9 protein-coding genes and 2 tRNA genes are annotated in these 13,061 nt (G+C 42.3%); 3 read left to right on the top strand and 8 right to left on the bottom strand.

Features of this window, described 5'->3' with window-relative positions; translation table 11 throughout:
- The 4 genes from ACJROR_RS13220 to ACJROR_RS13205 all read right to left on the bottom strand — a co-directional run.
- Positions 1 to 324: DUF3334 family protein (locus tag ACJROR_RS13220; protein WP_406547488.1), on the bottom strand; the 324-nt coding region annotated here is incomplete at its 3' end.
- Between the two features lie 240 nt (positions 325 to 564).
- Complete coding sequence (locus ACJROR_RS13215; RefSeq protein WP_406547486.1) at positions 565 to 1,584, bottom strand: OmpA family protein; 1,020 nt, start codon at positions 1,582 to 1,584, stop codon at positions 565 to 567.
- A 208-nt stretch (positions 1,585 to 1,792) separates the two neighbouring features.
- The gene (locus ACJROR_RS13210) at positions 1,793 to 2,419 is read right to left on the bottom strand and encodes a TetR family transcriptional regulator (protein WP_406041169.1); all 627 of its coding nucleotides are present in this window, start codon (positions 2,417 to 2,419) and stop codon (positions 1,793 to 1,795) included.
- Positions 2,420 to 2,558: 139 nt separating this feature from the next.
- On the bottom strand, positions 2,559 to 2,909 hold the full coding sequence (locus ACJROR_RS13205) for a hypothetical protein (protein WP_406547490.1): 351 nt from the start codon (positions 2,907 to 2,909) through the stop codon (positions 2,559 to 2,561).
- Here ACJROR_RS13205 and ACJROR_RS13200 point away from each other — a divergent pair.
- Together ACJROR_RS13200 and ACJROR_RS13195 are read left to right on the top strand one after the other, a co-directional pair.
- A complete protein-coding gene (locus ACJROR_RS13200) occupies positions 2,818 to 3,837 on the top strand; it encodes an efflux RND transporter periplasmic adaptor subunit (protein WP_406547489.1) in 1,020 nt (339 codons plus the stop codon). The two genes, ACJROR_RS13205 and ACJROR_RS13200, sit on opposite strands and share 92 nt — an antisense overlap.
- A gap of 24 nt (positions 3,838 to 3,861) precedes the next feature.
- Entirely contained in the window at positions 3,862 to 7,119 is a 3,258-nt protein-coding gene (locus ACJROR_RS13195) for an efflux RND transporter permease subunit (RefSeq protein ID WP_406041165.1), read from the top strand.
- 243 nt (positions 7,120 to 7,362) lie between these two features.
- Here ACJROR_RS13195 and ACJROR_RS13190 read toward each other — a convergent pair.
- From ACJROR_RS13190 to ACJROR_RS13175, 4 genes are all read right to left on the bottom strand, one after another.
- A tRNA-Leu gene (locus ACJROR_RS13190) sits at positions 7,363 to 7,447 on the bottom strand.
- 5 nt (positions 7,448 to 7,452) lie between these two features.
- Positions 7,453 to 7,529: transfer RNA gene (locus tag ACJROR_RS13185), tRNA-Arg, on the bottom strand.
- Between the two features lie 112 nt (positions 7,530 to 7,641).
- Complete coding sequence (locus tag ACJROR_RS13180; RefSeq protein ID WP_406041163.1) at positions 7,642 to 8,994, bottom strand: hypothetical protein; 1,353 nt, start codon at positions 8,992 to 8,994, stop codon at positions 7,642 to 7,644.
- Positions 8,995 to 9,053: 59 nt separating this feature from the next.
- Positions 9,054 to 11,507 carry a DNA gyrase subunit B gene (locus ACJROR_RS13175; protein WP_406041161.1) on the bottom strand — a complete coding sequence of 818 codons (2,454 nt, stop codon included), beginning with the start codon at positions 11,505 to 11,507 and terminating at the stop codon, positions 9,054 to 9,056.
- Positions 11,508 to 11,743: 236 nt separating this feature from the next.
- Between ACJROR_RS13175 and ACJROR_RS13170 the strand changes: the two genes are divergently transcribed.
- On the top strand, positions 11,744 to 11,956 hold the full coding sequence (locus tag ACJROR_RS13170) for a hypothetical protein (RefSeq protein ID WP_406041159.1): 213 nt from the start codon (positions 11,744 to 11,746) through the stop codon (positions 11,954 to 11,956).
- The last annotated feature ends 1,105 nt before the right edge of the window (positions 11,957 to 13,061 follow it).

The raw sequence follows: 13,061 nt of genomic DNA, 5'->3' as shown, positions 1-13,061 counted from the left end.
ATCAGAGGTATATACTGTTGCCAGTTCCTCTTTGGGAAGCCCCATATTGATGAGATACTGAGAGTAAACCTCCATGGCAGCTTCAGCTGTGAAATTTATCACCACCAAACCTGCGAATGCTCCGTCAAAAAGCACAAAGCATCCGATATCAGGTTTAAGACACGTCTTTGAGATCTTCTGAACCATCGGAGAAAAGTTAATATCATGATGAGTAGCTTCAGACAAAACTGAAGTAACAGAGTGACAAAGCTTAAGAAGAAAATCTCCCGCCCTGGTACTGTCCTTTTCTTCGTACATCTTTGCGCACTTTTTTTTGGAACCCATACCAACTCCCCAGAAAACTCAAAAAACGCCCGACATGCACTGTCCGCATAGTCTCAAACTTTGTTCATGATAATGGCATCTTGTTAGAAATTACACTCTTATTTGTTAATAATGCATATCCTGTCAAAAATGCAAGTGTTCTCCAAATCTTAACAAAGAAAAATCCCGGCCAATGACCGGGACTTCTGTTGCAATCACTTAACAGCAGCTTCAAAAGAAGCCTGCAAGTATTCCTGCAAATTACTTGGTTTCAACGTGCTCTTCAACACCGGTGAACTTAACTTCAACGCGACGATCCGGAGCAAGGCACTCAACAAGAGCCTTGCGGTTCTTGATGCCGTTGCACTTGTCACCAGTTACAGGGCGAGACTTGCCGTAACCTTCAGCGGTGATAGTAGAAGGATCAACGCCATCAGCAATGAATTCCTCTACAACAGCACGAGCACGCTTCTTAGAAAGCTCAAGATTGTACTGTTCGGAACCAATGCGGTCAGTATGACCTTCAACTTCAATGCGAACATCCTTAAGGTTGTTGTCGTTTATTTCCTTGGAAACGCTGGCAACGCTCTGCTTTCCGTCTGCAGAAAGCTTGGAGCTGTTGAAGCCGAAGAGAGCTTCAGAATCAAGAGAAATGTTCTTGCTTACAACAACAGACTTAGGTGCTTCCGGAACAACAACAGGAGCGGGAGCAGCGCCGCCAAACTTCCACTCAAGACCGACGTTAAGGGTGGAAAGGTCAGGCTGATAGCCATACTTGCCATCGGTTACCTTGTGAGCATAGTTGTATTCAAGACGGGTAATGAAATCACCGAAGGCAATTCTGGTACCAATGCCTACTAAAGGAGCGGCTCTGGTTTCGGTGTGATTGAAGGCCTTGTCATGGTTATTGGCAATAAGACCGCCAACCTTGAAGAACAGGTCATCAGTATCGTTAAAAGGAACAGCAAGAATAGCAGCAAGCTCTGCACCGTGAAGATTATACTTGCCAAGCTTCTTGCCATCATAATTTCCCTTGTTGGAGAAATTGCCAAGATAGCTGTAACCAGCCTCTAAACCAAGGAAGCTGGTGAAGTTGTATCCGCCATAGATACCATAGTTCCAGCCGTTGTTGCTGTTGTGATGAACACCGGGAGCAGTACGACGGGAAGGAGTCTCAACATGAGACCAGCCGGTCTTAACACCAACATAACCGGTTTCAGCCTCAGCAGCGTAAGCTGCGGAACCAAAAGCTACAACACTGCCAACAGCGAGTGCAATCAAAGTCTTCTTCATAATAAGTATCCATCCATAATGATGTTTAACAAAACATTAAGGCTTATTCTAATTATTGCCTGCCCTGCAGAGCATCGAAGCGATGCCTTCGGGCGATTTTTCAGCACCGCATTATATTACAACTGTGATGTATTGCAACTTTTTTTATTGTTTCGGACGAAATCCGCATTATTAAAAAATGTGAAAACGTTTTAATTCATTTCTCCTGACTGACAAATTTTGTCATATTATCAACAACCATCTGTGAATAAACATCTATGTGCCGCCTGAGAGCCCCTCCCCAGTAGACACTGTTGATCATCAGTCCGGATATCTCAGAAAAAACATAGTGACTGGCTGCATCGATATCCAGATTCGAGGGCAGCTCCGTCCAGGCAACTCCTTTAGCCAGTTCTTCCTCCAAAATCCTTCTGTTATCCTTGTAGTAGTCAAGCACCATGCTGCGTATCCTTGATGTTCCCTGATCCCCGAAGACAACCGATGTCAGAATTTTCAGAAAACACACCTTCTCTTCATCAATGCCGCTGGCCAGACTTCGTATCCAGTTCAGTATGGAATGTTTCACGGAATACTTTTCCAGAGAACTGCCATACTTGCAAAAAAGCAGGAGATTATGATTAGCCATCATGTCATCCCACAGTTCTATGAAGAGTTCGTCAATATTGGCAAAATGCCAGTATATTGCTCCTCTCGTCAAACCGGATTTCGCAGCAATATCACACAGCTTGGTTCGATCAAGCCCTTTTTCGCAGAAAAGCTTTTTGGCAACCGTCATAATGAGTTTTTTTGTTTTTAATGCTTCTTCTCTGGTCTTCCGCACCATAGTCATTTCCTCATCTTAGGTTTTTCTTGCTTTTACCGCTCCGCGCAGCAGTAAATGAGCGGATAAATCATGAAATCCGGCACAATTTACGAACATTATCAAAGTATTGTTCAATAATGCCCGGTTCGAATCCATTTTATTATACATTCATGACTGTATGTATAGAAAAGAATTCTTTTCTTTGTTGTATAATATGAGGCATTGTCACACCAAAACGGAGCAAATAAATGCACATATCAGCTAGCAAAAAGTTATTAACTTTTTTGATGGGGCTCTTAACGATATCAGGGCTGACCGCTTGCGGAGAAAACAAACAGGGCAACGGCATGATGGGAGGCAACGGAGCTCCGCCGCCAATGCCCGTGGATTTTGAAATAGTAACAACGGCAAGTGTTCCGGTGGTCTCAAATCTGATCGGTCGCGCCGTAGCTGTAAGAACAGCGGAAGTCAGACCGCAGGTGTCAGGATTAATTCTTAAAAGATTATTCAAGGAAGGAGCCGTGGTTCAGGAAGGTCAGCAGCTTTACCAGATCGATCCTTCCATGTACGAGGCTCAGCTCGCCAGCGCCAGGGCAAATTTGGCTCATGCGCAGGCTCAGGAGAACTCTGCCCGGCTGAGATACAATCGCTACAGCAAGCTTATAGCCTCAAATTCCATATCAAAACAGGATTACGATGATGCAGAAGCCGGTTACAATTCCGCTAAAGCATCTATTCTTATAGCCGAAGCCGCTGTAAAGACTGCCGAAATCAATCTGGCATACACTAAGGTATATGCCCCCATAACGGGAGTTATCAGCCGGTCAAATATAACCGAGGGAGCATTAGTTACCACAGGTCAGCTGCAGGCTCTTGCCACTATAAAACAGATGGATCCCATGTATCTGGATCTTGGGCAATCTGTTAATGATCATATTTTCCTGAAAAAGAACATTAAAAACGGAACATTTAATCCCAATGTTGACGGCAACCAGGTGCAGGTAATACTTGAGAACGGCGACGTATATGAACAAAAGGCCAAGCTTGAATTCTCGGAAGTCACTGTTGATGAAAGCACCGGCATGGTTAACGTTCGTGCTCTGGTGCCAAATCCTGATCACATACTCCTTCCTGGAATGTATGTTCGGGCGGAAATCAATGAAGGCAATCAGGATAACGCCATTGTAATACCGCAAATTGCAGTGATGCGTCAGACAAACGGCACTTCAATCATCTATACGATTTCTCCGGAAAACACCGTACAGCAGCACGTAATCACCATAATATCGGAATTTGAAAACAAGTATGTTATCAAATCCGACGTAAAGGCAGGTGACCGTATCATCACCACTAATCTGCAGAAAATCGGTCCGAAAAGCCCTGTGATTCCTGTGGAAAGCAAGCCTCAGGATGCTCAGTCAGGTTCAAACAGCAAATAAACACCAGAAGGAAGTAAATTTAGTATGGCTCACTTCTTCATAGATCGTCCGATATTCGCATGGGTAATAGCCATTGTGATTATGCTGGGCGGTCTTATGGCAATTCATACATTGCCTGTATCGCAATATCCGACCATTGCTCCTCCTACTATTTCCATATCGGCAAGCTATCCCGGAGCAAGCGCGGAAACTGTCGAAAACACCATCACCAAGATAATAGAACAGAACATGGTGGGACTCGACGGCTATATGTATATGAGTTCTACCTCTGATTCATACGGCATGGCCAGAACTCAGATTACCTTTGAACCGGGAACCAATCCTGACGTTGCTCAGATGCAGGTACAGAATAAGCTCCAGCAATGTCAGTCTCAGCTTCCCGCGACCGTACAGCAAAACGGCATTGATACCAGAAAAAGCACCAACAGCTTCCTGATGGTTGTCGGTCTGGTTTCAAACAATCCGGAAGTGAAGGAAATAGACCTGTCCGATTATGCCGAAAGCTACCTCAAAGAGCCGCTGAGCAGAATTGCGGGGGTAGGCGAAATCTTTGTTTTCGGTTCAGAATACTCCATGAGAATATGGATTGATCCTGATCGTATAAACAGAGTAAATGTCACCATTCCGGAAATAATTGCTTCCGTCAAGGCTCAAAATGCCCAGATTACCTTCGGCTCCCTCGGTGGAGCTCCTGCCGTAAAAGGACAGGTTTACAGCTATACCATCAGAGGTCAGTCAAGACTTACATCCATTGACGAATTTTCAAACATTGTCATTCGCATGAATGAAGATGGTTCTAAAGTGCTGCTGAAGGATGTGGCAAGACTCGAACTTGGCAACGAAATGTATCAGTTCGGAGCAACATACAACGGACAGCCTACTACTGGTATTGGTATTCGTCTGGCAACAGGAGCTAATGCTCTGGGAACCGCTGCCGAAGTCAAGAAGGAAATAAAGCGTCTTTCGCAATATTTCCCCAAAGGCGTTTCCTACATTTATCCTTATGACACCACAGACTTTATCAAAATATCCATTGGCGAAGTGGTAGACACCCTTATAGAAGCCATTATCCTGGTATTCTTTGTTATGTATCTGTTCCTGCAGAACATCAGAGCAACCATAATTCCGACCATTGCCGTTCCGGTGGTGCTCCTCGGAACCTTTGGCATTATGTCGATCCTCGGATATTCGATAAACACCCTGACCATGTTCGGATTGGTGCTGGCCATCGGCCTTTTGGTTGATGACGCTATCGTTGTTGTTGAAAATGTTGAACGTATCATGACAGAGGAGAAGCTGTCTCCCTACGAAGCAACAAAAAAATCAATGACACAGATAACCGGAGCTTTGATTGGCATTGCGCTCGTTCTATCCGCAGTGTTTATCCCGATGGCCTTCTTCGGCGGCTCCACAGGCGTTATATATAGACAGTTCTCCATAACCATAGTATCTGCCATGATTCTGTCGGTTGTTACAGCTCTGTCACTCACTCCGGCCCTTTGCGCTACCATTCTTAAGCCTGTTAATCTGCCGCATCCTGAATATAAGGGACTTATCGGAATATTCCTGCTCATCAGAGACAAGTTTGTAAAGCTGCTGGATGCCATATTCCTGTCTCATTTCTTCAAGCTTTTCAATGCCTCATTTAATTTCTGTTCTCGCATTTACATGACCTTCGTGCGCTATGTTGTAAAGTCGCTGGTTTTGTATGTTTTCCTGTACATGGTTATCTGCGGCGCTTTGGGGTTTATGTTTGTGAAAATCCCATCCTCATTCCTGCCGGAAGAAGATCAGGGTGTGCTCATGGCCATGATCCAGCTGCCTGCCGGAGCCACCATGGAGAGAACCCGAGAGGTTCTTGGAAAGCTTAGCGATTATTTCCTTACCGAAGAAAAGGACAACGTTGCGTCTATCATGGGCGTTGTCGGATTCTCGTTTGCCGGCTCAGGACAAAATGCCGGAATGGCCTTTGTCAAGCTGAAGGACTGGTCTCTGCGCACAGATCCAAACAGACATGTACGGGCTATTGTGCAAAGAGCATTCCCCAAACTCCTTGGCATAAGAGAAGGCATGGTTCTTGCGTTTAATGTTCCTGCCATTCCGGAACTTGGCACAGCTTCAGGATTTGATATGTTCCTTACCGATCCGGATCAGGGGTCTCATGAAAATCTTCTGAACGCCAGAAACAAGGTTATCGCCATGACCGGAGAAGGAGATGCCCGAAATCTTCTTACCCGAGTGAGAGCAAACGGCCTTGATGACACGCCCATGCTTAATGTTAAGATTGACTATCCCAAAGCTATTTCTCAGGGATTGGATATCCCCAGCATTAATTCCACGCTCTCTGCGGCATGGGGTTCTGCCTATATAGACGATTTCATGGACAGAAACCGCGTTAAGAAAATCTTCCTTCAGGCAGAACCTGAAGCGCGGATGAATGAAAAGGATTTTAACAAGTGGTACATACGAAACAATGCTGGCAAGCTTGTGCCTTTCTCTTCATTCGCCCATACAGAATGGTCTTTCGGTTCGCCGCGTCTGGAACGGTTTAACGGCTTGCCGGCAGTGCAGATCAACGGTGAAGCACAGCCTGGTATTTCCACCGGTCAGGCTATGGACAAAATGGAGGAAATTGTAAATTCACTGGAAAATGGCAACTACAGCATCGCCTGGCACGGCGTATCATTCCAGGAAAAGCAGTCAGGAGCTCAGGCCGGGCCTCTTTATGCCATATCCTTGCTTTTCGTGTTCCTGTGTCTTGCTGCATTATATGAGAGCTGGAGTATTCCGTTCTCTGTAATGCTGGTGGTACCTCTGGGTATCTTCGGTGCCGTAGGAGCAGCCTATCTGACTCAGATTTTCCCGCATGTATTCCCTTGGGCGAGACCGCTGGAAAATGACGTCTATTTCCAGGTAGGCCTTCTTACCACCGTAGGTCTGTCAGCCAAAAATGCCATACTTATTGTTGAATTTGCCAAGGAACTTTATGACAAAGGTCATAAGCTTACCGATGCTGTAGTGGAAGCTGCTAAGATCCGTCTCAGACCGATTCTTATGACATCCATGGCTTTCATACTCGGTGTGCTTCCTTTGGCTCTCAGCACCGGCGCCGGCGCCGCCGGACGAAATGAAATCGGCATCTGCGTTATCGGCGGTATGTTATCTGCCACAGTTCTGGCAATTTTCTTTGTTCCGGTGTTCTTTGTATTGGTAATGCGTTACTTTACTAAATACAAACCGCGTTCGGAGAAGATATCAGAGCAGCAGCAAATCACTGCATAAGATTGCAGAGTCTTTCTGCTAAAACAAAGTCCCCTTCCAAGAAGGGGATTTTTTTTGCGTAAGCATAGGAAATCCTGTCAGATACTGTCCAGTGCTGTCCAATGGAGTTAAGCGCATAGAGGTAACGAGCCGAGCCGGAAATTGAGTGAGCAAAGCGGTTCTTCACTCCGTCGAAAAAACAAGAAGATCCTGCGGTCAAATACAAGAAAAAACTAGGGATACGAAGAAGGTGAGAAAAAAAGATGGTGCGAATGGAGGGACTCGAACCCTCACGCCTTGCGGTACAAACACCTGAAGCTTGCGCGTCTACCAATTCCGCCACATTCGCAATAATGGCGCTCCCGACGGGAATCGAACCCATGACCTTTGCCTTCGGAGGGCACTACTCTATCCAACTGAGCTACGGAAGCATTCATAAGAAACAAGCGTATTATATAGAACCGTGCCAATTCGTCAATAAATTTTACAAATTTTTTAACAATGACTGATTTGACACTGTTCCGCTAAAAAACACTAAATTTACTATTCCGGCTCTCTTTCAGAAATATCTTTATTATCAAGAGTTCCTAACACCAGGGACAGATCATAGAGATCCGTTTTCTTAGCCGAATCCCAATCTTTGTTAACCTTCTTTGTTTTGCCATTGAGGGTGATTCTTGCAAAATACTTAGCATCAGCATTTTTATAAAGATCAAATATCAGCAGCGAACTCAGCGGCGCATACTCAGACACAGAAAAACTGCTTTGTGATTCACTGATTTTTTCGTTGGAATCAATTTCGTCAAATTCATCCCTGAACAGATAACTTTCAAGAGAAATCAACGCTCTGGCATCAAGAACCATAACTTTCAGCGGCTCTTCACTGTTGATCGCAATCAGATCCTCAACAATTTCCTTAACAATCTTCTTTCCGGAGTAAACACCAATGCGATTATTCTTAAAGCCCGGACCAAATTTATAATAAGCGGCCCGATCCTCCATCTTAGCAAAGAATTCTCTCTCATTGGGTCTGAGGACGGTATCCATCAATGTTGAGTACTTCTGGGCTAGAATCTTATCAATATTGGGAAGAATCTGATAAAAGAGATAAAGATCATTAACAAAATCCTTGTCATCGATTCTGGAGGTTCCCGTAGAAAAACCCAGATGCACCAGCTCATCGACCTTTGCCTTCTTGAGAATTCTCGGAAGCACGCTTTCTACATACGACTTGTACTGCTTCTCAACTCGCATCTTTCCCAAAGCCTTCTCCAGCTCCGGATAATTATTCAGGTAATTCTTATATTCAGTGCTGTAAAAGAATGCCAACTTACTCTCATCTTTGATTTCATCATAAACAATCACATTATCTTCCGGTAAATTGTTGGTAATTCCCAAAACAAACTTTTCACCAGTTTCCAATGCAAGAGGATCCCCGTCATACACAAACTGAATATTGATTTCCTTATCATAGGTGGCCTTGGACTTTATAAGCCCGGCACGGGGTTTTCCAAAATCGGTGCCAATTTTGCTGACATCACCAACCCCCACCGGAGTAAGAGCGGTTTTAGACAGTTTTGTAATTGTCGGACGAAGCGCTTTTATTAGATTAAAGAGTTCAGTTCCTTCATCAGTAAGCATTTTCTCCTTATCGCAACGAGCCAGGGAATGATACAAATCATCAAAATTATTAATATTCTGATATCCCATGGCTCCTTTTGACAGTACCACAAAGCTGAAAACATGAGTGTAACCGTCATACTGCTGAACGTTTATACTATCAGTATTGTAAGAATTTTCAGTCCGAAAAACGTAATCCCCGGTAGCATTAGCAACACTCAACAGGGAAATGGCGCCGCTTAACATCAAAGCAGCTGCAATCTTTGTAATCTTCATACCAAACTCCAACAAAGAAAGTACAAACGGATGATATTTTACGCTCTCAGTACCTGTAATTACACATCAAGTTCTGCCAAATGAGAGTTAGCAACAATAAAATCTCTTCTGGGTTCCACAACATCACCCATAAGCTTTGAGAATTCCTTGTCTGCCTCAATGGCATCATCGATGGTTACCTTGAGAAATACCCTGTTTTCCGGATTCATTGTGGTGTCAAACAACTCTTCAGGATTCATTTCACCCAGACCTTTAAATCTGGTAATGCTAATCCCCTTTAATGCTATCTTAATCAGAATATCATAAACCTGACCAAAATCCCTCAGATTGTCATAGCGGTTCTCGCCGATCAGCAGGTATGCATCAGGTTCAAGGAGATCAACTATCAGGTTGCTGACATCGGAAATAGCCTTGTAGTCCAAACCAACAAGGAAATGATACGGAAGTAAGTAAGAGCGATCCACACCGTTGTGTCTGACAAAAACCTTCGGCAGCCAAATATTATTTACCGCATCATGTTCCAGTTCTGTTCTGAACCTTAAACCAGAGTGTTCCTTAACCTTCAGACGACTTTCATATTTTGAAGTCCATTCACCAACCAAAGCCTGATCATGAAGATCAGATTCCTTTATGCGAGGAACGAAGAGAAGCTGCTCAGTAAGAAACTTCGGAATTTCCCTGTCAACGCGATCAAGTACCGAAAAAATGTTCATGTACTTGAGAAAAATCTTTTCCAGAGGTTCTCCAAAAATCGGAGCCGCGGCAGAGTTAACAAATAATTTGGCCTTGTCAAGAGCAAGCGAGGTTTCGTATAGATTCTTCTCTTTCTCGTCTACAATAAACCGAACCTTATTTCCTTTGGAAAACTTATAAAGCGGAGGCTGAGCTATATATACGTACCCTCTTTCAATGATTTCAGGCATACGTCTGTAGAAGAATGTAAGAAGCAGAATTCTGATATGAGCACCGTCAACATCGGCATCGGTCATGATTACAACATTATGATAACGGATATTATCAGGATTGTAGTCATCATTTCCAACGCTTCCGCACCCCAGAACTTTGGTTAAGATACCAATCGTTGAATCCATGTCAAAAGTGATTTGGTTCAATTTGTCAGTGGATGTCTTTTCCACATTCAAAATCTTTCCTCTTAGAGGCAGTATAGCTTGGAATTCCGGATCTCTGCCGGTTTTTGCAGAACCTCCTGCTGAATCACCTTCCACAATATAAAGTTCTCTGACAGCAGGATCTTTTGAAACGCAGTCAGTAAGTTTATCCGGCATGCTGCCGCTAAAATTCTTTTTGTTGCTGTCTCTGATTTGACGAGCTTTTATTCTATAACGAGCAGCATTTAATATTTTTTCAAAAATAACCTTCGATTCATTAGGGTTCTCATTTAAATATTCAAAAAGCTTTTCGTTAACAACTGAACTAACTGCGGATGAAACCTCAGACGATACCAATTTATCCTTGGTCTGTGAAGAAAACTTTGGATCCGGTACTTTTACAGAAACTATTGCCGAAATACCTTCACGAAAATCTTCAGTCTGAATATCAATTTTTTCCTTTTTACCAACAGAAACAGACTCTGAGTACTTCTTTAAGGAATTAGACAAACCTCTTCTAAACCCTTCCAAATGAGTACCGCCATCCTTCTGCGGAATATTGTTAGTGAAGCAAAAAACATTCTCGGTGTAGGTATCAACCCATTGAATCGCAACCTCAACTTCAATACCATCATCACCACGGGTCTGATGACAATAAAAAATCTTATTTGTAAGCTTTTCCTTGTCTTCGTTTAAAAAATTAATGAAGGCTTCAATACCGCCCTGATAATGAAAAACATCCTCTTTCTTTGGAGAACATCTTTCATCAACAAGAACGATCTTTACTCCTGAATTTAAAAAAGATAGCTCTCTGAGTCTCTTTTCCAAAATTTTGTAATCAAAAACGATATTTGAAAAAACGGTATCACTTGGCCAGAAACGAACATCCGTACCAGTTTCCTCCAGCGGACATTCGGCTATGGGAGCAATAGGAGCTACAGGCTTCCCTCCATCCTCATAAGTTTGCTGCCATATCTTGCCGTTTCGCTTAATGGTCAGAACAAGCTTATCAGAAAGAGCATTTACAACGGAGACGCCAACACCATGAAGCCCTCCGGAAACCTTATAGTTATTCTGATCAAACTTGCCGCCAGCATGAAGAACCGTCATAACAAGTTCAGCAGCTGAAACCCCCTCATCCTCATTGATATCAACGGGAATTCCTCGACCATCATCATTAACTGATACAGAACCATCTGCATGAATTGTTACCAAAACTCTGTCGCAGTAACCAGCCAAAGCTTCATCGATGGAATTATCAACTACCTCAAAAACCATATGATGCAGACCTGAGCCATCATCGGTATCACCGATATACATGCCAGGACGCTTGCGAACTGCATCAAGCCCCTTAAGAACCTTTATCGAATTTCCGTTATAATCGTTGTTAACTTCAGCGCACATAAACCTTTCCCTAAAGACAGATCTAAATCCGTAATGATCTGTATTTTGTACATTAGAATATTTTGTTTTCTGGTAAACCCATGGTTAACAATCTTTTACTCAAAAACAACCTGTGTATTATAGCCTAAAGTGTCAAAATTCACCATAAAAAAAGGCCTGTAAAACTCATCAAAACCTCATGCCAAAAGTGGTTTCATGGTATCATACAGGTACATGTTTAGCTGGGAAATTGATAAATGAAGATCATCATCAAAGCTCCTTTATGGACAAAAATTTTTCATTTTATAGGTGTGCTAATGTTAGTAGCAGGAATTGGATGTCATTTTTTTGGAATTCCTGATATTCCAGATGAGTGGATGGCATTCTTTCTGATTGGGGGAGTTATACTCATTACTCCTTACAACTTCGTATATCTCAAAGAAACATTAAAGCTCAGACCCAAAAGTTAATTTCTTTTCTGACTTACAATCTTATATATTCAGGACGTTATTCTGTTTATCTGCCATCTGCCTCTCTACTTATCCATAAATCATTAAATTAACGCCCTGAATTATTTCACACTAATCACCGTATTACTTTTTTCTATTTACCATTCACAAGAAAAACACATTGTTAAATAAAGGCAGAGTAATATACATACCATACCACAACTTGTTTACTGCCCTTGCAATATAAATCACTGCTTAACAGTAAAAGACTATCAATACTCTGTTAGTTTGTTCTTATTCTTTCTCTATAAGCGACCTCAATATTTGATTAATTAAGGACATTTCACTTTTCAAATAATTGCTTTATTTTGGTAAGAAAACGATAAATCTTAACAAAGAAGGGAATATATTCATTAATGATATTTTGAACAAAAATATGAGTAATCAACAAAACAGCAAAACATCATTTTTAGAAAAATGTTAGTCCAGTATGTTTTATTCATATACAATAATTCAGCATTCCCTCCCCCAATCTCAACCATCTTTACTAATTTAATCACTGCAACTTTAAGTTCCAAACAGTTAACTTAAAACAGTAAAATTATTGATAAAGCACACTAATTCACTCTAGTTTACTCTGGTTAAAAACATTCATTTCCAACAGGTATTCTTCATACATACCCAACACACTTGATAAATATCTTTCAAATATTCATCCGTCATCCCCAGCATCATTTTTCCCTTTGTTCCACGTGAAACATTCAATCTGTTTCTGAACATTGACTTATAGTATAGTTACCATGGAATTTACCAGCCATTATCTCTGTTGTTCCACGTGGAACATTCAATCTTTTCCTGGATGCTGACTTGGAGTTCCATGGAATTTACCTGTCATTATCTCCGTTGTTCCACGGGAACATTCAATCTTTTCCTGGATGCTGACTTGGAAGTTCCTATGAAATTCATCTGCCATTATCAACGTTGTTCCACGTGGAACATTCAATCTGTTTCTGAACATTGACTTATAGTTACCATGGAATTTATCGAGCTGTTTCATATTAGCTGTTGCAACTAATTAACATGTATTTATGCAGCAGCTTTTTGACTGCCCTGAATTGCCGTTGTC

Source organism: Succinimonas sp., from assembly GCF_045225735.1.
In the GTDB taxonomy this organism is placed as follows: Bacteria; Pseudomonadota; Gammaproteobacteria; order Enterobacterales; family Succinivibrionaceae; genus Succinimonas.
Note: the sequence above shows the minus strand (reverse complement) of the source record. Positions and strands in the feature narration are given on the sequence as shown.

Coding starts and splice junctions, on each gene's coding strand:
- ACJROR_RS13210 (WP_406041169.1), bottom strand. CDS start 2,419: ATGGTGCGGAAGACCAGAGAAGAAGCATTAAAAACAAAAAAACTCATT.
- ACJROR_RS13195 (WP_406041165.1), top strand. CDS start 3,862: ATGGCTCACTTCTTCATAGATCGTCCGATATTCGCATGGGTAATAGCC.
- ACJROR_RS13180 (WP_406041163.1), bottom strand. CDS start 8,994: ATGAAGATTACAAAGATTGCAGCTGCTTTGATGTTAAGCGGCGCCATT.
- ACJROR_RS13175 (WP_406041161.1), bottom strand. CDS start 11,507: ATGTGCGCTGAAGTTAACAACGATTATAACGGAAATTCGATAAAGGTT.
- ACJROR_RS13170 (WP_406041159.1), top strand. CDS start 11,744: ATGAAGATCATCATCAAAGCTCCTTTATGGACAAAAATTTTTCATTTT.